The sequence below is a fragment of the Curtobacterium sp. YC1 genome, assembly GCF_016267665.1.
Lineage (GTDB): Bacteria > Actinomycetota > Actinomycetes > Actinomycetales > Microbacteriaceae > Curtobacterium.
On sequence record NZ_CP066341.1, the window covers coordinates 3209370 to 3232158 of the forward strand.

Here is a 22789-nt window from a genome sequence, read left to right on the forward strand (position 1 = left end):
GGTACCGGTCAGGGGCGGGCGGTGTCGGGGTCGGCGGGGTCGGACTCGTCCTGGTCGCCGTCGGCGTCGTCCGGCTCGTCGGCGTCGATCGCGGTGGAGCCGACGGGGTGCTCGGCGAGCAGGGCGGCGAAGTCCTCGTCGAGCATCTGCTGCAACCGGTCGTCGCGGCCGACCTCGTAGTCGTCTGCCGGTCGCTGGGCCCACCCGAGGCGTCCGACGACGGTGGTGCCGATGTCGTCCCAGGCGCGGGCCCGGGCCTGCAGCACGACCCGGTCGACGAAGTGCTGGTCGTCCCGACGCTTGTCGAGCATCGTGGCGAGCTGCTCGTAGGTGGCCTCGCGCATCCGGAGCTTCAGGTCGTCGCCGCGCCGGTAGTCGTGCTGGTGCCGGGAACGGCCCCCCTGCTTGCTCGACCGCGACCGGATCTCGCGCATCCGGGCGGCGTCGCCCCGCTGCTCCTCGGCCATGCGGTGCAGTTCCTCGCGAGCGGCCTGGGCGATGAGCGCGTGGTCGAAGTACCCCTGGTCGCGCAGGGCGTTCGTGATGATGCGGTTCGCCACGGCGATGGTGACCGCGGCCTGCGCGATGAGGAACCCCTCGTCCACCGCCCGCTTCAGTTCGACCTGGCTGATGGGTCGATCGCGCACGTCGTGGTTGCGTCGTCCGAACAGGGCCATGCTCCGACAGTACCGGCGACCGGTGTCCGTCCGTCTGCGGGTGGACGCCGGATCACGCCCGGGAGGGACGACCCGCCCGGTCCGCGCCCGTAGCGTCGGGTGCATGGTCACCACCTCGGAATCCCCCCGCACCGGGCTCGGCACGGCGAGCCTCGTCCTCGGCATCTGCTCGCTCCTGGCCGGCTGGACCTTCCTCGCGCCGGTGGTCGGCCTGTGCCTGGGGATCGCGTCGCGCGGCCGGGAGCCGTTCGCCCGCGGTCGGGCCGGCTGGGGGATCCTGCTCAACCTGGTGGCGCTGGCCGTGTGGATCCTGTTCGTCGTCCTCGCCGTGGTCGGCGGGGCGTTCGCCGTGTGGCAGCGCGCGGTGCACGGCGCCTGACGCCGGCGTGCGCCGACACGGCGCCGCCGCCGTCACTCGTACCGGAGCGCCTCGATCGGGTTCTGCCGGGCCGCCCGCCGCGCCGGCAGGGTGCCCGCCAGGAACGCGATGAACATCACCACGAGGATGATCGTCGCGACCGATCCCGGGGCGAACTGCATGATCTGCAGCCCCGGCAGGTCCTGCAGCAGGGTGTCCGCCAGCACGTTCGAGATCGCGGTGCCGAGCAGGATCGCGGCGAGGGCCCCGATGGCGCTGCCGAGGAACCCGATGAACACCGCCTCGAGCGAGAACAGCGTGTAGACCTTCCCGCCGCCCATGCCCATCGCCTTCATCAGGCCGATCTCGCGCGTGCGCTCCTGCACGCTCATGAGCAGGGTGTTGATGATCCCGAAGCCGGCCGCGACGAGCGCGATCACGGCGAAGGCGTTGAGCACGCCCACGATGCCGCCGATCACGGTCTGGAACTGGCCGAGCTGGTCCTCGATGGTCTGGCCGGTGAAGCCGTCGTCGGCCAGGGTCTGCTTGACCGTCGTCGCCGAGGCACCGGGGTCGAGGGTCGCGGTGACGCTGGCGTACGAGGTGGCGATCGAGTCCGGTTTGCCGGTCTCCTGCGCGGCCTGCATGGCGTCGGTCAGCGCGGCGTTCGCCCCGGCGCCGGCGCCGAACAGCGACTCGTTCTGCACGCCGACGACCGTGGCGGTGAGGGTGTGCTCCTCACCCTGGTAGTCGTCGACGGCGAAGGTGAGCTCCTTGCCGACGGCAGCGGAGGCGCTGCCGAGGCCCAGGTTCTCCAGGTGGTCCGTCGGCAGCATCACCTGGTTGCGGTCGGTCTCGTCGTCGAGTTGCTCGCCGCTGGCCAGGTCGGCGTCGAGTTCCCCGGCGTTGCCGGTCAGCGGGACGACGTACTTGCCCTCGTCGCGGTACTCGGCGTACTTCGGCGCGAGGGCGACCGCCGGACGGAGGCTCCGGATGCCGTCGGTCTGCTCGATCGCGTCGACGTCGGACTCCGACAGGTACGCGAACGACGCCGGCCCGCGGTCGACGCTCTGCCCGGAGGCCTCCGGGTCGTACTCGGCGGGGCCGCTGTCGGTCGAGCTGCCGTCGACGGCCTTCGTGACGACGAGCACCCCGTCGTCGCCGATCGACGAGACCTGGCTGTCGATGTAGTTGCTGACGCCGGTGCCGATCGCCGAGGTGAGCGTGATCGTGAAGGCGCCGATGAAGATCGCGATGACGGTCAGGGTGGTGCGGAGCTTCGAGCGGAAGGTGTTCGCGACCGCGGCCCGCAGGAGGTCGAGGACGTTCATGCGGAGTGCCTTCCGTGGGTGGCCGACGCGTCGACCACGTCGTCGGAGCCGTCGACGATCAGGCCGTCCCGGACGTGCACGCTGCGGTCGCAGCGCGCGGCGAGCTCGTCGTCGTGGGTGACCACCACGAGCGTGATCCCCCGCTCGCGCTGCAGGCCGAACAGCAGGTCCTCGACCGCCTGCCCGGTGTTCGTGTCGAGGTTGCCGGTCGGCTCGTCGGCGAAGATGACGCTCGGCTCGCCGACCAGTGCCCGGGCGATGACCACGCGCTGCTTCTGCCCGCCGGACAGGTCGTTGGCGTCGCTCTTCGCCTTGTCGGCCAGACCGAGGGCGTCGAGCGCCGCCATCCCCCGGCGCTTCCGCTCGGCACGGGGGACCCCGGCGATCGTGAGCGGGAGCACGACGTTCTCGAGCACCGAGGTCTTCGGCGTCAGGAAGAACTGCTGGAACACGAACCCGAAGGTGCTGTTGCGGGTGCGGTTGACCTGCCGTGCGCCGAGCGTGGCCGCGTCGGTGCCGTCGAGCAGCACCTGACCCGCCGACGGCGCGTCGAGCAGCGCGAGCAGGTGCATCAGCGTCGACTTGCCGGAGCCGGACTTGCCGACGATCGCCAGGCTCTCACCCTGGTGCACCGCGAGCGACACCCCCTTGAGCGCGTCGAAGCGCGTCGCGCCACGGCCGTAGGTCCTGGCGAGGCCACGGGCCTCGAGCACGGGAGTGGTCATGGGTTCACCGTAGTGAACCGGCGCGCGCCGGTGGGCTGCGGTCGCTCACGATCGGGTGACGTTCTGGTGGCGGCGGTGGCGGCACCGGGACGGACGGGAGGGACGGTGCCAGCTGGCACCGTCCCTCCCGTCCGGTCACGCGCGCGTCGCGAGGGGTCAGGGCTTCGTGATGAAGCCCTCCTCCACCATCCAGTCGAAGGCGACGTCGGCCGGCTCACGCCCCTCGACGTCGACCTGGCGGTTCAGCTCCTGCAGCACGGCGTCGGTGAGCTTCGGCGAGATCGCGTTGTAGATCCCCTCGAGCTGCGGGTACTCCTGCAGGGTGTCCGAGTCGAGCACCGGGGCGACGTTGTACGCGGGGAAGAACCCCTTGTCGTCCTCGAGCACGGTCAGACCGAGCGACTTGATGCGGCCGTCGGTGGTGAAGACCTCGCCGAAGTTGCACTTGCCGCGGTCGGTGGCCGTGTAGACCGTGCCGGTGTCGAGGATGCTGACGTTGCTGCTCGGCACCCCGTTCGCGCCGGACCCGCCGAGCTCCAACCCGTACTTCTCGAGCATCGGCTTGAAGCCGTCGGCACGCGAGTTGAACTCGGACTCGACGCAGAACGTGCGCTGGTCGACCGGCAGCTTCGTGACGTCGGAGAGCGTCGTGACGTCCCCGAGCTCCTTGACGGCCTCGTCGCGGACGGCGAAGGCGTAGGTGTTGTTCATCGGCGCGGGCTCGAGCCAGGTCAGCCCGTTGGCGGCGTCCTCCTGCTTCACCGCCGTCCACTGCTCGGTCTTGTCCGGGATCCCCTCGGCGTGGCCCATGAAGGTCAGCCAGGCGGTGCCGGTGTACTCGTACGTGAAGTCGGCGCTGTGCGAGGTCATGAGCTCGCGGACCGCGACGCTGCCGGGCACGTTCGTCTCGTCGGTGACGTCGAACCCGGCGGCCTTGGCGGCGAGCACGGCGATCTTGCCGAGCACGAGCTGCTCGGTGAAGTTCTTCGACGTCACGGTGATGTGGGCGTCGGCCGGCAGGTCGTCGATGCGCTCGATGGAGCCGGGCTGGGCCTCCGGGACGAACGAGGTCGCGGGCTGCAGACCGCAGCCGGTCAGGACGAGGGCGGTGGTGCCGGCGACGAACGCCGCGGCTCCGACCCGGGTGCGGGCGCGGCGGGTTCGGCGGGTCATCGGAGTCCCTTCGGTCGTGCGACCGTCTCGACCACGCGGCCGATCCAGTCGATGGAGAGGGCGAGCAGGGCGACCAGGAGCGCCCCGGACACGAGCACCTTCGGCAGGAACAGGTTGACCCCGGTGGTGATGAGCAGCCCGAGGCCGCCGGCACCGACGAAGGTCGCCAGGCTCGCGGTGCCGACGAGCAGCACGAGTGCCGTGCGGATGCCGGAGAGCATGACCGGGACCGCGAGCGGCAGCTCCACGCGCACGAGCACGCTGAACGCGCTCATGCCCATGCCCCGCCCGGCCTCGACCAGGCGGGCGTCCACGCTCTGCACGCCGATCATGGTGTTCCGGAGCACCGGCAGGATCGCGTAGAGCACGAGGGCGACGACCGCCGACCAGCTGTTCAGCCCGAGCCACGCGGCGAGCAGCACGATGAGGCCGACGGCGGGGGCCGCCTGCCCGAAGTTCGCGACGGCGAGCACGTACGGGCTCGCCCGGCGCAGCGGCCCGCGCGTGAGCACGATGCCGAGCGGGATGCCGATCACGAGCACCAGGACCGTCGACTGCAGGGTCAGCACGAGGTGCTGGCCGGTCAGGGCCAGGATGTCCGCCGGGTTGAGCGTCGTCCGCTCCGTCGGGGTCAGGTCCGCCGTGGCGAGCCAGACCGCGAACCCGGCCAGGACGACCAGGATCGCGATCGGCTGGAACAGCAGGCCCTTCCACGAGGTGCTGGTACCCGTGGCGGGGCCGGCAGCGGCGACTGCACTCACAGGTCTTCCCCCGTGGGCATGGTCGCTGCCGGTGACGCGGGCAGCGTCTCGATCTGGTTCGTGTTCGTGCCGACCGGCGTGTAGGCCTGGTCACCGGCGGCGGCCGTGCGCGAGCGGGTGATCGCCTCCATGACGGTCTCGACGGTGATGACCCCGCGGAACGCGTCGCGACGGCCGGTCACGAGCGCGGCACCCGCACTCGAGACGAGCATGGTGTCGAGCGCGTCGTTGAGGGTCGCGGCCTCGCCCACCACGGGCAGGTTCGACTCCACGCCGTCGGGGATGCGGTCGAGGCGCTCGAGCTGGCGACGCGACGGCCACCCGATCGGGCGCTGGCGGTGGTCGACGACGACGGCGTGCTGGTGCCCACCGGCCTCGTTCATCCGCTGCAGCACGGCCTTGACCTCTTCGCCGGGTGAGCAAGTCACGGCCGACTCGACCTCGACGTCGCGCACGCGGTTCAGCGTGAGCTGCTTGAGGCCGGCACCGGAGCCGATGAAGTTCTCGACGAACTCGTTCGCCGGCTCGGCCAGGATGCGCTCGGGGGTGTCGTACTGCACGATGTGCGCGCCCTCGGTGAAGATGACGATCCAGTCGCCGAGCTTCACGGCCTCGTCGAAGTCGTGCGTGACGATGACGATCGTCTTGTGCAGTTCCTCCTGGATGCGCAGGAGCTCGTCCTGCAGGCGCTGCCGCGTGATCGGGTCGACGGCGCCGAACGGCTCGTCCATGAGCAGGACGGGCGGGTCCGCGGCGAGCGCCCGGGCGACGCCGACTCGCTGCTGCTGGCCGCCGGACAGCTCGCGGGGGAACCGATCGCGGTAGGTGTCGGGGTCGAGCGAGACCAGGTCGAGCAGCTCGTCGACGCGGGCCGCGATCTTCTCCTTCGACCAGCCGAGCATCTTCGGCACGATCGCGATGTTCGCCGCGACGGTCATGTGCGGGAAGAGCCCGCCGGCCTGGATCACGTAGCCCATGCGGCGGCGCAGCTCGTCACCGTCGATGCCGGTCACGTCGTCGTCACCGACGACGATCCGACCCTCGGTGGGCTCGATCAGGCGGTTGATCATCTTGAGCGTCGTCGTCTTGCCGCAGCCGGACGGGCCGACGAGCATGACGATCTTGCCGGCCGGGATCTCGAGCGTGATGCCGTCGACGGCCGGCTTCGACTGGCCCGGGTACCGCTTGGTGACCTCGTCGAGCAGGATGCTGCGCCCGGTGACGTCGCCGTCGGGCGCGGTGGTGGTGGCGGAGTCAGTGCTGGACACGGATACCTCTCGAGATGGTCAGGCGGCCGAGGCCGATGAGGAGCAGGTCGAGGACGAGGGCGAGCAGGACGACGCCCACCACACCGACCACGACGGAGGACAAGGCGTTGGCGCCGCCCAGGCGCGACAGGCCGGAGAAGATGAAGCCGCCGAGGCCGGGGCCCAGGGCGTACGCGGCGATGGCAGCGATGCCCATCACCATCTGCGCGGAGACACGTACGCCGCTCAGGATGATCGGCCACGCCATCGGCAGCTCGACCTGCAGCAGGGTGCGGAACCGGCTCATGCCGATGCCGCGGGCGGACTCGACCACGGTGGGCGGGATCTCGGCGAGGCCGACGACCGCGTTGCGCAGGATCGGCAGCGCGGCGAAGAACACGACCGTCACGACGGACGGCAGGACCCCGAAGCCGAGCGGCACGATGAGCAGACCGATCACGGCGAAGGACGGCAGCGTGAGGCCGATGGCCGACACCCCGTTCGCGACCGAGGTCAGGCGGGGACTGCGGTAGACGAGTGTGGCGATCACCACGGCGATGACCGTGGCGAGCACCGTGCACTGGACGACCAGTGAGAAGTGCTGCCACGATGCGAACCAGATCTGGCTCCATCGCTCCACGACGTACTGGAACACGGGTGAGCGCTCCCTCTCCGGTCGGCCGAACTGCCCACGGATCGGGGCACGAGCTGCGCCAAAGCTACGCAGCACCCGCACGGGTTGTACAACGCGGATCGGCCGAGGGGAACGTTCCCCTGTCAGACGCTCACACGGTAACCCCCGGTCAGCGGCTGTTCACCACGGTGACCCTGGGAGAACGGTAACGATCGTTCAGGTGGACCGGCTACGCACGCGCCACCCGGAGCTCCTGCAGGCGCGCCGACTCGTGCACCGCCACCCGCTCCGCCGTCAGCAGCAGCGCCCCCACCTCGGGTGCGGTGCGGCTCCCGGCGTCGTTCCAGCTCGTCAGGTCACGCACGCGCCCCATCCGGATGTCCGGCGCCGGGCACCAGAGCACGGGCTCGCCCTCGTCGCGGGCGAGGGCGTGCCAGACGACGTCGAGCGCCTGCTGGACCCGGGGTCCGTGCACCGCGTGCGGCCCGCCGGCCGCCGAGACCACCGCGCCGACCAGGCACGCGCCGACGAGCGGCCGCCCCTGCACGTCCACCGCGGCGGCACTCGTGGCGGTGCGTTCCCGGCCGTGCTCGTCGACGTAGGCGAACCAGGCGTGCTGGATCCACCCGCGCTCGACGACCGCGCGGGCGTCGGACAGCAGGTGCACGAGCTCGTCGAGTTCGCGGAGCCGGTCGTCGACCCGTCGCGCGCGACGCGCGGCACGGCGTTCGGCGACCCGGTCGAGGACACCGCGCAGGCCGCGTCGGTCCGGACGGGCGGGGGCGGGGGAGGCGTCGGTGGCGACGTCGTGCGGGGCGCGGAGCTCGAGGGTCATGGTGGCCCCTCCGATCAGCTGTGCACGGATGGTGCGGTCACGATAGCCCCGGCGGGTCGTCGTCGTCCAGCACCGCGTCGATGCTCCGTCGGGCGACGCTCCGGAACGCCGGCTCGTCGGCCGTCGCCAGGGCGGAGGCCATCGCGACCACCCACCCGCGGGCGCGCCCCCAGGTGGTGTCCGGGGCGGTGACCCGGTCGCGGAACACGTGACGTGCCTCCCGGTCGAGCGTCAGCCAGGCACTCGCGAGGTCGACGGCGGGGTCCCCCGCGGTGACGTCGCCGAAGTCGACGACCGCCGACAGGCGTTCGTCGCCGTCCGGCGACCGGTCGACGAGCAGGTTGAACGGGTGCAGGTCGCCGTGCACCCAGACGGGAGGCCCGGCGTGCGTCGGCAACGCCGCCGCGGTCCGCCAGACCGCGGCCAGTTCACGGGCTCGCGGCACGTCGGCAGTGACGAGTCGCGTCAGGACGGCGTCGCTCCGCGCCGCGAGCGGCACCGCCCGGAACGGGTTCGCCGGTGCGTCCCCGGGCGCGGGGACGTGCAGCAGCTCGACGAAGTCCGCCAGCGCCTCGGCGACCCGGACCCCGGCGGCACGCGCGCCGACCGGCTCACCCGGCAGCCACCGCACGACGCTCCACGACCACGGGTAGCCGAGCGCGGGACGTCCGACGCGCACCGGCACGGGCACCGGCACCACCGGGGCGACCCGGGCGGCGATCCCCGGCAACCAGCGCTGCTCGTGCTCGACGAGCCGTGCGGCGAGCGCCCGACGCGGGGCACGGACGGCCAGGTCGTCGCCGAGCCGCAGCACCACGTTGTCCCAGCCGTTCGCGACCACCCGCAGCGGCAGGCCGGCCAGGTCGGGGTGCTGGTCGCGCAGCAGGGAGCGGACGAGGGGGACGTCGACGTCGACCTCGGCGGACGGGGTGGCCATCGCGACAGGCTAGTGGGCCGCCGGACACATGCCCGCGAACTGGGGCCGTCGGGCCGAGAGCTTCCTGGGTATCCTCGAGACGAGGTGACGTGGGTGTTTCCCTGGGGGGACCCGCGTCACTCCCAGGGCCCGCCACGTCGGCACCGCGACACGGCGTTCGGCCCGCGCTCGGCCAGGTGCCCTACGGTCTCGGCCATGGACGCATGGCGGAACCCCGCACGCTGGGCACGGACCGGACGCTGGCTGCTGCTGCCCATCGCGGTGCTCGACTGGGTCGCGCTCGCGCCGCAGACGGTCGTGGTCATCGCGTTCGCGCTCGCCGTCGTGGGGCTGGCCGGCATGGCCGCCGCCCTGGTGGTCCGCATGCTCGGCCGTTCGCGCGGGGCGATGGCCGCGGTCGGCGTCGTGCTCCTGCTCGGCGGCCTGGTGGTGTTCGGCCTCGACCCGTTCCCCGGGTCGTTCCCGCTGATCGACGGCTGGTGGCCGGAGTCGATCACGCAGCCGCAGCGCGTCGGCAGCGCGTACTGGCAGCTCGCCGGGCTCGGCATCGAGCTCGCCGGGTTCGCCCTGCTCGCCACCCTGCTCGTGGTCGCCCTCACCGGGGCCCCGCGGAGCCGTCAGGACCGCTTCCGCTCCTGATCCCCGCGGGTGCACACCGCCGATTGCGCTCAGCGCCGGGTGAGCACCACCACGGTGACGTCGACGGCCGCTCCCTCGGGCACCAGCTCGCGCACCCGCGCGACGGCGGCGGCACCGTCCGGTTCGTCACGCACGAGTGCGGCGAGGTCGTCCAGGTGCCGGAGCCCCCCGAGCGTGAGGGCACCCGGGGTGCACACCGCCAGCCGGTCTCCCGGCGCGAGGTCGATCGCACCTGGCGACCGCGGGATCGCCGCGGGCTGCAACCCCAGCGGCAGGTCGAGCGAGTGCAGCGAGCTGGTGGACCCGTCCGCACGGACGAGCACCGTCAAGCCGTGCCCGGCGTCACCGAAGTCGACGTGCCCCGTCGCCGGGTCGAGCCGCAGGTGGAAGAGCGAGCCGACGGCGGACGCGACGGACAGGTCGGCGGTGAGCTGCGCCTCCAGGCCGGCGACGGCGTCCTGCACCGCGGTCGCCGTGCGCGCGGCGACGGCACCGTGCACCCCGGCGGCGAGCAGGCCGGCGGCGGGGCCGGCGGCGGAGACCCGGCCGACGGTGACGTGCAGGGCGCCGTCCGGCGCGACCCGCCAGTCGGCGACGTCACCGCCGCCGTCGTCCTGCTGGGCGACGAGGGCGTCGAGGGTGTACCCGGGCAGGTCGACCGGCGCCGGCACGAGCCCGTCGAGCACGCGTCGGACCCGACCGCGGTCGATCGCGTGGCCGAGCTCACGCTCCGCCCACCGCGCCAGGTCCTGCAGCAGCGCGACGTCCTCGTCCGAGAACACGCGCGGCGCCGCGTCCATGATGCAGAGCGTCCCGACCCGGGTGCCGTCGACCATGGTCAGCGGCGCACCGGCGTAGAACCGGATGCCGTGCTCCGCCACGGCGGCGGTGTGCGCGAAACGCTCGTCGAGGGTCGTGTCCGGGATCACCATGGGTTCCGGTGTGAGCACCGTCGTCGCACAGAACTGCTCACTCGCCGGGACGCTCGATCCCTGGTGCCAGCCGAAGGTCGACTGGGTGGTGACGAGGTTGCTGTGGACGAGGTTGAGGAACGTGAGCGGCACCCCGAAGGCCTCGTGGGTCATGCGGGTGATGCGGTCGAAGCGCTCCTCTGGGCCTGACCCCAGGACGGCGAGCGCTTCGACCAGCGCGGTGCGGCGGTCCGCACCGTCGAGATGGTTGGTCACCCGTCCTGTCTACCCGCACCCTCCGTCAGGAACCAGTCCCGCGGGTGGGGGTCGGCCGTGAGCTCGCGTCGAGGGGACACGGGAGCGGCCCAGCCCGCGGCGTTGGCGAGCACCCGCTGGATGTCCGGGTGGTGGTAGACGGGGTACTCCTGGTCGCCGGGCGAGAAGTAGAAGACCCTGCCGAGGCCGCGGCGGTAGGCGACACCGGAGCGGAACACCTCGCCGCCGGCGAAGGTCGACAGGAAGACCTCCTCGTCGGGGCGCGGGATGTCGAAGTACTCGCCGTACATCTCCTGCCGGTCGATGACGATCGGGTGCGGCACACCGGCGGCGATCGGGTGCTCGGGCGTCACGGTCCAGACGAGTTCCCGCTCGCCGTCGTTCCGCCACTTCAGCGAGCAGGTCGTACCCATCAGCCGCTTGAACGGCTTGGAGTAGTGGCCCGAGTGCAGCACGACCAGGCCCATCCCGGCGTGCACGGCGTCGACGACCAGGTCGACGACGGCGTCGCTGACCTCGTCGTGGGCGGCGTGGCCCCACCAGAACAGGACGTCGGTCGTGGCGAGCCGCTCGGCGGTGATGCCGTGGTCGGGCTCCTGCAGGGTGGCGGTGGAGACGTCGGCCCCGGGGTGCAGCTGCCGGAGGGCCTCGGCGATCACGGTGTGCATGCCGTCGGGGTAGTGCCCGACGACCGTCGCGTCACCGCGGGTCTCATGGACGTTCTCGTTCCAGACGACGATGTTCAGGGGACGGTTCTCGGTCGGCGCTGACATGTCGTCCACGCTACCCGTGATCAGATCGCGCAGGCTCTGGCGTTTTCTGATCGTTTGACCTACCTTCGGATCACATCCGCGCAGGGCGGCGGCGCCAGGGGGCACCGATCACCGTCCGCGCCGAGGACAGGGGCTCGACCGATGCAGCACCGGACCATCTCCACCGTCGCACTCGCGGCGGTGCTGGCACTCGCCGTACCGACCACCGCGTGGGCGTCGTCGCCCGCCGGCCACGACCACCAGCCACGCACCGCGTCCACCTCGACCGTGACCTACACGGCGAGCGACGCGGTCATCCCGAACCCGTCACGCGGGTTCGACCACACCACCGAGACGCACTACCGCGCCGACGGCACCGGCTACACCCCGCTCGCCGCCACGCTCCGGGGCTACCGGGCCGAGGGCGTCACGCAGGTCGTCCGGGTGTTCTACATGGAGGCGTTCGCCCAGCAGCGGCAGCTCAGCCCGGCCTGGCTGGCGCTCCTGCAGCAGGACTACGACACCGCCCGCGCAGCCGGGGTCGGCGTGATCACCCGGTTCGCGTACGTGCAGGGCGGGGCCGGACCGTACACCGCGCCCTACGGCGACGCCGACCTGCCGACCGTGCTCGCGCACATCGAGCAGCTCACCCCGACGCTCCGCCGCAACGCCGACGTCATCCCGACCCTGCAGGGGGGCTTCATCGGGCTCTGGGGCGAGGGGTACTACACCGACCACTTCGCCAGCGACCCGGCGAACCCGGGCGTGCTGACCGAGGCGGACAAGGACGCCCGGCGCCAGGTGCTCGAGGCCGAACTCGCCGCGCTGCCGTCGAGCCGCTCGGTCCAGGTCCGCACCATGCAGATGAAGCAGGACGCGCTCCGCACCCCGTCCGGCACCGCCGGGGCCCTCACCCCGGCGCAGGCACACGACGGTTCCGCGGCGTCGCGCATCGGCCACCACCACGACTGCTTCCTCGCCTCACCGGACGACTTCGGCACGTTCCTGAGCAACCCGCTCTCGCTCGACCAGGACTACCTGGCGGCCGACTCGCGGTACGTCCCGGTCGGCGGTGAGACCTGCGCCGTGAACGCACCGCGGTCCGAGTACCCGTCCGCCTCGGCCGAGATGGCGAAGTACCACTACAGCTACCTCAACCTCGACTACAACAAGGACGTCCTGGCGAGCTGGGGCACGGCCGGCATGACCGACGCCGCGAAGAAGCTCGGCTACCGCTTCACGATGACCTCGAGCACCGTCACCTCTGGTGCCGAGCCGTCGGTGGCGGTGTCGGTGCGGAACGACGGCTGGGCGGCGCCGTACAACAGCCGCCCGGTGCAGCTCGTCCTGACCGACGGCGACCGTCGCGTGACCGTGCCGGTGGACGCCGACGCGTCGTCCTGGCAGCCGGGGCAGACCGTGACCGTGCAGGCCGCGTTGACCGACGTGCCGGACGGCAGCTGGAGCGTCGCACTCGCCCTGCCCGCGCCGGAGTCCTCCGTCGCCGCGGACCCCGCCTTCGCGATCCAGACGGCCAACACCGGCACGTGGGACGCGAGCACGGGCGTGAACCGCCTCGGCCAGACGGTGGTCGTGCAGCACTGACCGGACGTCGAGGGCGCCCCGGGTCGGCCGGCCCGGGGCGCTCTGCTGTCTGCCAACCTGGTCCGCCACCATGGACGTCATGACTCCCCGCTCCCTGTTCCGCGCCGCCGCGGTCGCCGAACTCGTGACCTGGACCATGCTCATCGCCGGGATGGTGCTCAAGTACGGACTCGACGCCGGCGACTGGGGGGTGCGCATCGGCGGCGGGGTGCACGGCTTCGTGTTCCTCGCCTACCTGGTCCTGACCACGGTCGTCGCGGTGAACCAGCGGTGGTCGTTCGGCGCCCTCGTGCTCGGCTGGGCCAGTGCCGTCGTGCCCTACGCCACCGTGCCGTTCGAGGTCGCGGTCGCCCGCCGGGGCATGCTCGACGGTGGCTGGCGCCGCTCGCCGGACGCCCGGTCGGGCGCGTGGGACCGCCTGCTGTTCGTCGTGGTGCGGCACCCCGCGCTCGCGGTCGGCGTCGGTGTCGCGGCCGTCGCCCTGGTCTTCGTGGTGCTGCTCGTCGTGGGTCCGCCCGTCCCGTCCCGCGGCTGACCCCCTGCGCGTCCCCCGGGTCTCCCCGGGTCCCCTCGCGCCACTTCGTGAGCAGGAATGGTCGGGTTCGTGGTGCGGACCCGACCATTCCTGCTCACGGAGCGCGCCGTGGTCGCGACCACGGAACGACGGGAGGCCCGGTGCCAGCTGGCACCGGGCCTCCCGTCCCGCTCCGGGCGCTGCTACAGCGCGGCGAGCGCCGCGTTCAGCGTCGCCGACGGGCGCATGACCGCGCTCGTCTTGGCATCGTCGGGGCGGTAGTAGCCACCGATGTCGGCCGGGTGACCCTGCACCGACACGAGCTCGTCGACGATGGTCCGCTCCTGCTCGCCGAGCTTCGCCGCGAGGTCCGCGAACGCCGCTGCGAGCTCGGTGTCCTGCGTCTGCGCGGCGAGCTCCTCGGCCCAGTACTTCGCCAGGTAGAAGTGGCTGCCGCGGTTGTCGATCGAGCCGAGCTTGCGGCCGGGGGACTTGTCCTGCTCGAGGAAGGTGCCGGTCGCACGGTCGAGGGTCTCGCCCAGGATCTTCGCCCGCTCGTTGCCCGTCACACCGGCCAGGTGCTCGAGGCTGACCGCCAGTGCGAGGAACTCGCCCAGGCTGTCCCAGCGCAGGTAGTTCTGCTGCACGAGCTGCTGCACGTGCTTCGGCGCGGAACCACCCGCACCGGTCTCGAACAGGCCGCCGCCGCCGAGCAGCGGGACGACGGAGAGCATCTTGGCCGAGGTGCCGAGCTCCATGATCGGGAACAGGTCGGTCAGGTAGTCGCGCAGGACGTTGCCCGTGACCGAGATGGTGTCCTCGCCACGGCGGATGCGCTCGAGCGAGAAGCGCATGGCGTCCTCGGGCGACAGGATCTCGATCTGCAGGCCCTCGGTGTCGTGCTCGCCCAGGTACGTGCGGACGAGCCCGATCAGGTTGGCGTCGTGCGCGCGGGTCTCGTCGAGCCAGAACACGGCGGGCGTGGCCGAGGCACGGGCGCGGGTGACGGCGAGCTTCACCCAGTCGCGCACGGCGACGTCCTTGGTCTGGCAGGCACGCCAGATGTCGCCGGGCTCCACGCGGTGCTCGATGACGACGTCGCCGGCTGCGGTGGTCACGCGGACCGTGCCGGCACCGGGGATCTCGAACGTCTTGTCGTGCGAGCCGTACTCCTCGGCCTTCTGCGCCATCAGGCCGACGTTCGGCACCGAGCCCATGGTCGCCGGGTCGAAGGCACCGTTGGCGCGGCAGTCGTCGAGCACGGCCTGGTAGATGCCGGCGTAGCTCGAGTCGGGGATGACGGCGAGGGTGTCGTGCTCGTCGCCGTCCGGACCCCACATGTGCCCCGAGGTGCGGATCATCGCGGGCATCGAGGCGTCGACGATGACGTCGCTCGGCACGTGCAGGTTCGTGATGCCCTTGTCCGAGTCGACCATGGCGAGCTCGGGACCGTCGGCGATGCCCTGCGTGAAGGCACGCTCGATGTCGGCGCCGTTCGGCAGCGCGGACAGCCCCGCGAGGATCGAGCCGAGGCCGTCGTTCGGGGTCAGGCCCGCTGCGGCGAGGTCGGCGCCGTAGCGCTCGAACACCGACGGGAAGAACGCCTTGATGACGTGCCCGAAGATGATCGGGTCGGAGACCTTCATCATCGTGGCCTTCAGGTGCACCGAGAACAGGACGTCCTGGCGCTTCGCCTCGGCGATCTGCTCGCGCAGGAACGTCTCGAGCGCGGCGACGTGCAGCACGGTGCCGTCGACGACCTCGCCCTGCAGCACGGGGATGGACTGCTTGAGGACCTGCTCGGTGCCGTCCTCCGCCACGAACGTGATCGTCAGGACGTCGTCGGCGGGGGCGATCCAGGACTGCTCGTTCGACCGGAAGTCGTCGACGCCCATGGTGCTGACGTTCGTCTTGGAGTCACGCGACCAGGCGCCCATGCGGTGCGGGTGCTTGCGGGCGTAGTTCTTCACCGACAGGGGAGCACGGCGGTCGGAGTTGCCCTCGCGCAGCACCGGGTTGACGGCGCTGCCCTTGACGCGGTCGTAGCGGGCGCGGACGTCGCGCTGCTCGTCGGTCGTGGCCTCGTCCGGGTAGTCGGGCAGGTCGTAGCCCTGCGCCTGCAGCTCGGCGATGGCGACCTTGAGCTGGGGGATCGACGCCGAGATGTTCGGCAGCTTGATGATGTTCGCCTCGGGGGTCTTCGCCAGGTCGCCGAGCTCGGCGAGGGCGTCGTCCAGGCGCTGCTCGTCGGTGAGCCGCTCCGGGAACTGGGCGATGATCCGGCCGGCGAGCGAGATGTCGCGGGTCTCGACGTCGACACCCGCGGTGCCGGCGAAGGCCTGGATGACCGGGAGGAACGAGTGGGTGGCGAGGAACGGTGCCTCGTCGGTGAGGGTGTAGATGATCTTGGCCATGCTGGCGGGTACTCCCTTGTTCGACCGTCGGTACGTCCACGGTACTCGTGGCGCAGGATGTCTCGACATCAAGATACATCGCGCCTCCGACGCGCGGCCGACGGCCTGGAGGCGCGGATCGGCCCCGGCACGTCGGCGCACCACGCGCGGGGCACCGGCAGGGCGGCCGACCGGCCCTCAGTCGCCGATCGCGATGCGGAACACCCGCACCCCGGCTGCCCGCAGTCCGGCCAGACCCAGGCGCATGCGGAGCGGACGGAACGGGCGCCGGAAGCCGGACGGCGCCGACGCCGCGTCGATCTGGTGCAGCACCTCGGAGGTCAGGGTGCGCTCGAGCTTCGGAGCGAGCCGGGTGAGCCCCGACACCGTGACGACGATGCGGACCGCGTGCGGCACGAGCAGCGGCGCGATGAGTTCGGCTGCCTCCTGCGCGCGGTGGAAGGCGGGGTCGTCACCCGGTCGGCGGATCGCGATGACGGCGAGCGCCGCGTCCCACGTCTCGCCGGGGTCGGGCAGGTCGTCCACGCCGACCACGCGCATCCGACCGGCGTCGATGCCGGCGCGGACCGCTGCGGCACGGAGCACCGGCAGGAGCTCCTGGGTGCCGGCCAGCACGACGTCGGCCGACGCCAGGTCGACCGTTCCGTACCGCTCACGCGGCGATCGGGCCATGGTGCGGGTCCTTCCGTCGCTCCCGTCGAACCTACCGACGGGGACGAGCCGGGGAACGGTGCCCGCGGGGGTCGTCAGGACCCTCCCAGCACATTCGGTAACGAAAAGATCACGAGAACCCCTGTACAACTCGACAGAGTCGTGCAGAATGGTTGGCGGCCATGACGACTGCACCCGAACCCGATCAGCACCCGGCGACCCCGGTGGTGCACCTGTCCCGTCGCGCTGCCCTCGAGGCCGAGCGCGCCGCGAAGGCAGCGAAGCCCACCAAGCCGGCCCGCGCCGCGAAGGCACCCAGGCCCGCCGCAGCCCCGGTCGCGGCGAAGGCTGCGAAGCCGGCGAAGACCGCGAAGCCGGCACGCGTGGCGAAGGCCGCGAAGCCCGCCGTCGTCGTCGCCTCGACGGCCTCCACCGCCGCGAGCACCACGCCGGCCGGCCGCCGCGCCACGGCAGCCCGCGCCACCACCGAGCACGTCGACAGCCGCATCCAGCGCGTCGTCCGCCGCCCCGCTCCGCGTGCTCCCCGCCCCGGCACCGCACCCCGCGCCTCCCGGTCGGGCCGTGCCGGGCGCATCACGCTCACCAGCGCCGCCGCCGCCATCGCGATGTTCGCGGCGTCGGCGATGCCCGCACACGCCAGCGCCGGCACGGCGATGGCCACCTCCACCATCGCCCCGATCGTCCGCACGCAGGACTACGCCGTCACCCAGGCCGTCACCGCCAGCGGGTTCGACCGCGACGGCTTCACCGTCGGCGGCGGCGCCCCCAAGACCGTGACCGCATCGTCGACGGCGAGCAACGCGACCGCCGACGAGGCCGACGGCGCGGTGTCGTTCGGCGGCGACGTGCGCTCCCCGTTCCCCGGGCCGGTGCAGATGAGCTCGGGCTTCGGCTACCGGGCGGCACCGTGTGGCGCGTGCTCGTCGCTGCACCAGGGCCTCGACTTCACGCCGGGCATGGGCACGCCGATCGGCGCGGTCGCCGCCGGGACCGTCCGGGTGTCCGGCACGTACTTCTCGTACGGCAACGCCGTCATCATCGACCACGTCGTCGACGGTCGCCAGGTCTCCACGCTCTACGGGCACATGATCCCCGGGTCGTCTCCGCTCAAGGTCGGCGACCAGGTCGGGGCGGGCCAGTTCATCGGCCTCGTCGGGTCGTCCGGTGTCTCGACCGGTGCCCACCTGCACCTCGAGGTCCTGATGGACGGCGTCACCCCGATCGACCCCGAGGCGTGGCTCGAAGCCCGCATCGGTCGCTCGCTCACGCTCTAGCGGTCCGCCCGACACCGACGCGAGACGCACAGTCCGCGTCGAGCACCGTCGCGGTGTCGTCCCAGCTGACCTGTGCAGACTCACAGGCATGGACGATCACCACAGACCGCCCGCCCGTCGTCGATCCGAGGCGGCTGCCCGCTGATGGGCGCTGACACCTGGATCGCCTTCGGGCTCGTCATCCTCTTCGTGCTGGTCGGCGGGGTGTTCGCCGCCGCCGAGATCGCACTCGTCTCCCTCCGTGAGTCGCAGTTGCAGCAGCTCGAGCGCCGGGGTCCCCGTGGCCTGCGGGTCGCCGAGCTCGGCCGCGACCCGAACCGGTTCCTCTCCGCCGTGCAGATCGGCGTGACGGTCGCCGGGTTCTTCTCCGCCGCGTACGGTGCGTCCTCGATCGCACCCGACGTCGCGCCGCTGTTCCGGGGCCTCAGGCTCGACCAGGGTGCGGCCGAGGCCGTCGCGCTCGTGCTGATGACCCTGGTCATCGCGTACCTGTCGCTCGTGTTCGGCGAGCTCGTGCCGAAGCGACTCGCCCTGCAGCGCGCCGAGGGCTTCTCGATGGCCGTCGCCCCGACGCTCGAACGCTTCGCCGTGCTCATGCGACCGGTGATCTGGCTGCTGTCGAGGTCGACCGACACCGTCGTGCGCCTGCTCGGCGGCGACCCGGACGCCCGCAGCGAGTCGATGAGCACCGAGGAGCTCCGCGGCCTGGTCGACGAGCACACCGGCGTCGACGAGCAGGGCCGCCGGATCGCCCGCAGTGCCCTGGACGCCGGCGGACGGATCCTGCGCGAGTCGATGCGCCCCTGGTACGACGTGTCCACCATCGACGCCGGGCTGACCGTCGCCGAGGCCACCGACCACGCGATCGACGCCGGGCACACCCGGTACCTCGTCACCTCGGGCGGGCGCGATGAGGTCACGGGCTTCGTGCACCTGCGCGACCTGCTCCGTCCGACCGACCCCGCGGCTCCCGTCGCCACGCTCGTGCGGCCGGTGCTCGCCCTGCCCGAGACGAAGTCGCTGTCGAGCGCGATCGCCGACATGCGCACCGACGGGCACCAGATCGCCCTGGTGGTCGACGAGTACGGCGGCAGCGCCGGGATGGTCACACTCGAGGCCCTGCTCGAGGACCTCGTCGGCCGCATCCGGGACGAGTGGGACACCGCCGAGCACGACGGGCCGGCACCGGACCTCGACGGCGTCGACGGGGCCACCGTGCTCGAGGACCTGGTCGCCGACGGCGGCCCGGCGCTGCCGGACGGCGACTACGAGACGGTCGGCGGGCTCGTGCAGGTGCACCTCGACCGCATCCCCGAGGTCGGTGACGTGGTGACGGCGGGCGACCACCGCCTCGAGGTGACCGCCATGGACGGTCACCGCGTCGCACGCGTGCGGATCTCGACGGACGCGACCGTCTGAGGACGGGAGGCCCGTGGCGGCGCCCGCCACGGGCCTCCCGTCCATCCCCGGTCCGGCTCGCACGCACGGCCGCGACACGTACGCTCTCCCCATGGGTATCGACGTGCGCAACGAGATCCGCGACTTCCTGTCCAGCCGGCGGGCGCGGCTCACCCCCGAGCAGGTCGGCATGCCGTCGTTCGGCGGCGGGGTGCGACGGGTCCCCGGGCTGCGTCGACACGAGGTCGCGATGCTCGCCGGCGTCAGCGTCGACTACTACACGCGGCTCGAACGCGGCTCGCTCAAGGGTGTCTCCGACAGCGTGCTCGACGGCCTCGCGACCGCGCTGCAGCTCGACGAGGACGAGCGTGTGCACCTGACCGACCTCGCGCGGCTGGCGAACTCCGGCGTCAAGGTGATGCACCGGGACGTGCCCACCCGGGTACGACCCGGCGTGCAGCGCCTGCTCGACGCGATCACCGGGGCACCGGCGTGGGTACGGAACGAGCGCGGGGACGTCGTCGCGACGAACGAGCTCGGTCGTGCCCTGTACGCCCCGATGTTCGCCGGCCCCGGGCGCCCGGTGAACACCGCCCGCTTCATCTTCCTCGACCCCGCTGCCCACGACTTCTTCCCCGAGTGGGCGCAGACCGCGAAGGACGCCGTCGCCGTCCTGCGGGCCGCTGCGGTGTCGAACCCCTGCGAGCCCGGCCTGATCACCCTGGTCGGGGAGCTGTCCACCCGCAGCGAGGAGTTCCGTGGCTGGTGGGCCGCGCACGACGTCCGGGTGCAGCGGACCGGCAGGAAGCGGATCGACCACCCGGTCGTCGGCGACCTGCAGCTGGCCTACGAGGCGCTCGAGCTGGTGGGAGACCCCGGGCTGACGATGTTCTCGTACTCCGCGGAACCGGGCAGCGAGTCGGAGCGGTCGCTCGCGTTGCTCGGCAGCTGGGCGGCGACGGAGCGGGTCGAGCAGTACGCGGCCCTGCGCGAGTCGGAGTCCGCGTCCGAGTCGGTCGACTGACCCCGCCGCTGGCCGTCCGGAAGGTGGAGACGTGACGAGGACGACGGACGGCTCGGCCGGCGACACCGACCACCGGCGGTACCGGCGGGCCGAACCCGCGTTCGCCCGCGCGGTCGCGAAGGCCGTCGGTGACGCCCGGAGCGTGCTCGACATCGGCACCGGCGTCGGCGGGTCGTACGCGCCGAGCGACCGCGAGGTGACGGCGGTGGCGCCCGCCCAGGACCTGCCCTTCGCCGACGACACCTTCGACGCCGCGGTGACGACCTTCTCGGTGCCCGAGTGGGACGACCTGGAACGCGGCCTCGCCGAGGTCCGCCGGGTCACCCGGGGTCCGATCGTGATCGTGACGTTCGACCCCGACCGGATCGGGCGCTCCTGGCTCGCCGAGTACGCCCCCGAGGTACTCGCCTCCGACGCCCGTCGCCACCCGGCACTGCCGCGGTTCGCCGATGCGCTCGGCGACGACACGGTGACCAGCACCCCGCTGCCGATCCCGTTCACGTGCGTGGACGGGTTCTCCGAGGCGTACTACGCCCGCCCCGAACGCCTGCTCGACCCCGGTGTGCGCCGGGCGGATCCGGCGTGGGGCCTGGTCGACGAGGTGACCGTCCGACGGTCGGTGGCCGCGCTCCGGACCGCGTTGGAGTCAGGGGAGTGGGACCGACGGCACGGGTCGCTCCGGATCCGCCCGACGTACGAGGGCTCGCTCGTCCTGGTCACGGCGACGCCGAACTGACCGCAGCCGGGCTTGACACCTGGTCGTAGGCTGATCGGGTGAGCTTCCAGGAGGTGGTCGGCGCCCGTATCGCCGACATCAGGGCGTGAGGCCCTCGGTCGTGCCCTCGGGCGCGGCCGCCCTCGTCGAACCCTGACCTCCTCTGCCCGGTGCGGTGTGCGTCCGCACGCCCCGGGTCCGTACGAAAGCGATCACCCATGCTCCCCATCGTGGAGAAGACCATCCGCACGTCCTTCGTCAACGCCTCGCGCAAGGAGGTGTCCGACCTCACCCTGCCCGCCGGCTTCGAGACCCTCGACTGGGACGCGCTCGACTACCTCGGCTGGCGCGACCCGAAGATCGGCCGGCGTGCGTACGCCGTCGTGCCGACCTTGGACGGCGAGCTGGTCGGCATCCTGTTCCGGCAGGCCGAGGCCTCGCCCCGTTCCCGCGCGCAGTGCTCGTGGTGCCAGGACGTCAAGCTGCCGAACGACGTCGCCTTCTACAGCGCGAAGCGGTCGGGTCCGGCCGGCCGGAACGGCAACACGGTCGGCACCCTGGTGTGCCAGGACTTCCAGTGCTCGCGGAACGTCCGGAAGCTGCCGCCGCCGGCGTACGAGGGCTACGACGTCGAGGCCGCGCGCCTGCAGCGCATCGAGGACCTGCAGCTCCGCGCCGCGTCCTTCGCCGCTGAGGTCTGAGACGCCGGCGTCCTCGGAAGACGCCGCCGAGTCAGCGAGACGCCGCCGGATCCGGAGGCGTCTCGTGCTGACGCCGGCGTCTCGCGTCCGCGGACGCGACCGACGACGGACTGGAGGCCCGTGACGGATCCGCCACGGGCCTCCAGGCCGTCAACCGGTCGCGTCTACCGGCCGATGGTCGACATGTCGGGGTAGCGGTCACCGGTCGGGACGGGCAGCGCCGACAGGCGCGCCAGCTGGTCCGCCGTGAGGGCCACCTCGGCTGCGCCGACGTTCTCCTCGAGGCGCGAGACGCGCTTCGTGCCGGGGATCGGGACGACGTCGTCGCCCTGGGCCAGCAGCCAGGCGAGCGAGACCTGTGCCGGGGTGGCACCGACCTCGGCCGCGATCTCCTTGACGGCGTCGACGATGCGCATGTTCTGCGCGAACGCCTCCTGCTGGAACCGCGGGTTCGCCAGACGGAAGTCGTCGGCGTCCAGGTCCGACGGCTTGGTGATCGCACCGGTCAGGAACCCGCGGCCGAGCGGCGAGTACGGCACCAGGCCGATGCCGAGCTCGCGCAGGGTGTCGAGCACGTCGCCCTCGGGGTCGCGCGTCCACAGCGAGTACTCGCTCTGCAGGGCCGTGATCGGGTGGACGGCGTGTGCCCGGCGGATCGTCGCGGCACTCGCCTCGGACATCCCGATGTGGCGGATCTTGCCCTCCTGCACGAAGCCGGCGAGCTGACCGATGACGTCCTCGATCGGCACCGCGGGGTCGACGCGGTGCTGGTAGTACAGGTCGATGTGGTCGGTGCCGAGTCGGCGGAGCGAGCCCTCGAGGGCCTCGCGCACGGACTCGGGCTGGCTGGAGATCCCGCGCTGCTGCGGCGGCGTCTCCTCGCCGGCCTCGTGTGTGTACAACCCAAACTTCGTCGCGATGACGACGTCGTCACGGCGACCCTCGAGCGCACGGCGCAGGAGTTCCTCGTTCGTGTAGGGGCCGTACGCCTCGGCGGTGTCGAACAGGGTGACGCCGAGGTCGATCGCGCGGTGGATGGTGCGGATCGACTCGTCGTCGTCGGTACCGGCGCCCGTGTAGAAGGCGCTCATGCCCATGGTTCCGAGGCCGATCGGTCCGACCTCGAGGTGTGCGAGCTTGCGTGTCTGCATGCTGCAGGTCTACTCCCGGGCGGCGGTCCGTCGGGAGGCACTGGCTGTACCCGCCTCGGCCGCGC

The 22789-nt window shown here is 72.1% G+C and carries 23 protein-coding genes; 9 read left to right on the forward strand and 14 right to left on the reverse strand.

From position 1 onward, the window contains the following. Positions 1-8: 8 nt before the first annotated feature. Positions 9-677, reverse strand: coding sequence for a hypothetical protein (locus I8920_RS15200; protein ID WP_198657094.1), 669 nt, complete (start codon positions 675-677; stop codon positions 9-11). A gap of 103 nt (positions 678-780) precedes the next feature. On the opposite strand from I8920_RS15200, the gene I8920_RS15205 reads away from it, so the two are divergent. Further along, complete coding sequence (locus I8920_RS15205; RefSeq protein WP_198657095.1) at positions 781-1056, forward strand: hypothetical protein; 276 nt, start codon at positions 781-783, stop codon at positions 1054-1056. A gap of 32 nt (positions 1057-1088) precedes the next feature. Here the strand turns inward: I8920_RS15205 and I8920_RS15210 are convergent, their stop codons facing one another. The 8 genes from I8920_RS15210 to I8920_RS15245 form a co-directional block, all read right to left on the reverse strand. Next, a complete protein-coding gene (locus I8920_RS15210; RefSeq protein ID WP_198657096.1) occupies positions 1089-2366 on the reverse strand; it encodes an ABC transporter permease in 1278 nt (425 codons plus the stop codon). Beyond that, the gene (locus I8920_RS15215) at positions 2363-3091 is read right to left on the reverse strand and encodes an ABC transporter ATP-binding protein (RefSeq protein WP_198657097.1); all 729 of its coding nucleotides are present in this window, start codon (positions 3089-3091) and stop codon (positions 2363-2365) included. Before I8920_RS15215 ends, I8920_RS15210 begins: the two co-directional genes overlap by 4 nt. Before the next feature lie 156 nt (positions 3092-3247). Then, positions 3248-4264 (reverse strand): glycine betaine ABC transporter substrate-binding protein, encoded by a 1017-nt coding sequence (locus I8920_RS15220; protein WP_198657098.1) that lies wholly within the window; start codon positions 4262-4264, stop codon positions 3248-3250. Next, on the reverse strand, positions 4261-5025 hold the full coding sequence (locus I8920_RS15225; RefSeq protein ID WP_198657099.1) for an ABC transporter permease: 765 nt from the start codon (positions 5023-5025) through the stop codon (positions 4261-4263). The genes I8920_RS15220 and I8920_RS15225 overlap by 4 nt, the downstream gene beginning before the upstream one ends. Continuing rightward, positions 5022-6293, reverse strand: coding sequence for an ABC transporter ATP-binding protein (locus I8920_RS15230; protein WP_198657100.1), 1272 nt, complete (start codon positions 6291-6293; stop codon positions 5022-5024). Before I8920_RS15230 ends, I8920_RS15225 begins: the two co-directional genes overlap by 4 nt. After that, positions 6280-6927 carry an ABC transporter permease gene (locus tag I8920_RS15235; protein ID WP_198657101.1) on the reverse strand — a complete coding sequence of 216 codons (648 nt, stop codon included), beginning with the start codon at positions 6925-6927 and terminating at the stop codon, positions 6280-6282. The genes I8920_RS15230 and I8920_RS15235 overlap by 14 nt, the downstream gene beginning before the upstream one ends. Before the next feature lie 208 nt (positions 6928-7135). Continuing rightward, on the reverse strand, positions 7136-7741 hold the full coding sequence (locus I8920_RS15240; protein WP_198657102.1) for a DUF6197 family protein: 606 nt from the start codon (positions 7739-7741) through the stop codon (positions 7136-7138). A gap of 37 nt (positions 7742-7778) precedes the next feature. Further along, on the reverse strand, positions 7779-8678 hold the full coding sequence (locus tag I8920_RS15245; protein WP_198657103.1) for a phosphotransferase: 900 nt from the start codon (positions 8676-8678) through the stop codon (positions 7779-7781). A 195-nt stretch (positions 8679-8873) separates the two neighbouring features. On the opposite strand from I8920_RS15245, the gene I8920_RS15250 reads away from it, so the two are divergent. Further along, the gene (locus I8920_RS15250; protein ID WP_198657104.1) at positions 8874-9317 is read left to right on the forward strand and encodes a hypothetical protein; all 444 of its coding nucleotides are present in this window, start codon (positions 8874-8876) and stop codon (positions 9315-9317) included. Between the two features lie 29 nt (positions 9318-9346). Here the strand turns inward: I8920_RS15250 and I8920_RS15255 are convergent, their stop codons facing one another. Then, positions 9347-10504, reverse strand: coding sequence for a GAF domain-containing protein (locus I8920_RS15255; RefSeq protein ID WP_198657105.1), 1158 nt, complete (start codon positions 10502-10504; stop codon positions 9347-9349). Beyond that, positions 10501-11277, reverse strand: a complete 777-nt coding sequence (locus I8920_RS15260) for a ThuA domain-containing protein (protein WP_232832763.1) — start codon at positions 11275-11277, stop codon at positions 10501-10503. Before I8920_RS15260 ends, I8920_RS15255 begins: the two co-directional genes overlap by 4 nt. A gap of 141 nt (positions 11278-11418) precedes the next feature. Between I8920_RS15260 and I8920_RS15265 the strand changes: the two genes are divergently transcribed. Beyond that, positions 11419-12861 carry a DUF4832 domain-containing protein gene (locus I8920_RS15265; RefSeq protein WP_198657106.1) on the forward strand — a complete coding sequence of 481 codons (1443 nt, stop codon included), beginning with the start codon at positions 11419-11421 and terminating at the stop codon, positions 12859-12861. Positions 12862-12940: 79 nt separating this feature from the next. Continuing rightward, positions 12941-13396 carry a DUF3817 domain-containing protein gene (locus I8920_RS15270; protein WP_198657107.1) on the forward strand — a complete coding sequence of 152 codons (456 nt, stop codon included), beginning with the start codon at positions 12941-12943 and terminating at the stop codon, positions 13394-13396. 182 nt (positions 13397-13578) lie between these two features. Here the strand turns inward: I8920_RS15270 and I8920_RS15275 are convergent, their stop codons facing one another. After that, on the reverse strand, positions 13579-15789 hold the full coding sequence (locus I8920_RS15275; RefSeq protein ID WP_198657108.1) for an NADP-dependent isocitrate dehydrogenase: 2211 nt from the start codon (positions 15787-15789) through the stop codon (positions 13579-13581). 177 nt (positions 15790-15966) lie between these two features. Further along, a complete protein-coding gene (locus I8920_RS15280; RefSeq protein WP_198657109.1) occupies positions 15967-16461 on the reverse strand; it encodes a hypothetical protein in 495 nt (164 codons plus the stop codon). 161 nt (positions 16462-16622) lie between these two features. Here I8920_RS15280 and I8920_RS15285 point away from each other — a divergent pair, with 161 nt between their 5' ends. The 5 genes from I8920_RS15285 (at position 16623) to I8920_RS15305 (ending at position 21573) form a co-directional block, all read left to right on the forward strand. Then, a complete protein-coding gene (locus tag I8920_RS15285; protein WP_198657110.1) occupies positions 16623-17735 on the forward strand; it encodes a M23 family metallopeptidase in 1113 nt (370 codons plus the stop codon). A gap of 144 nt (positions 17736-17879) precedes the next feature. Continuing rightward, positions 17880-19154: a hemolysin family protein gene (locus I8920_RS15290; RefSeq protein WP_198657111.1), complete on the forward strand. Its 1275-nt coding sequence runs from the start codon at positions 17880-17882 to the stop codon at positions 19152-19154. A gap of 91 nt (positions 19155-19245) precedes the next feature. Then, positions 19246-20157, forward strand: a complete 912-nt coding sequence (locus I8920_RS15295; RefSeq protein WP_198657112.1) for a helix-turn-helix transcriptional regulator — start codon at positions 19246-19248, stop codon at positions 20155-20157. A gap of 31 nt (positions 20158-20188) precedes the next feature. Beyond that, positions 20189-20893: a class I SAM-dependent methyltransferase gene (locus tag I8920_RS15300; protein WP_198657113.1), complete on the forward strand. Its 705-nt coding sequence runs from the start codon at positions 20189-20191 to the stop codon at positions 20891-20893. Between the two features lie 197 nt (positions 20894-21090). Beyond that, entirely contained in the window at positions 21091-21573 is a 483-nt protein-coding gene (locus I8920_RS15305; protein WP_198657114.1) for an FBP domain-containing protein, read from the forward strand. A gap of 164 nt (positions 21574-21737) precedes the next feature. On the opposite strand, the gene I8920_RS15310 is transcribed toward I8920_RS15305, so the two are convergent. Beyond that, complete coding sequence (locus I8920_RS15310) at positions 21738-22724, reverse strand: aldo/keto reductase (protein WP_198657115.1); 987 nt, start codon at positions 22722-22724, stop codon at positions 21738-21740. Positions 22725-22789 lie beyond the last annotated feature (65 nt).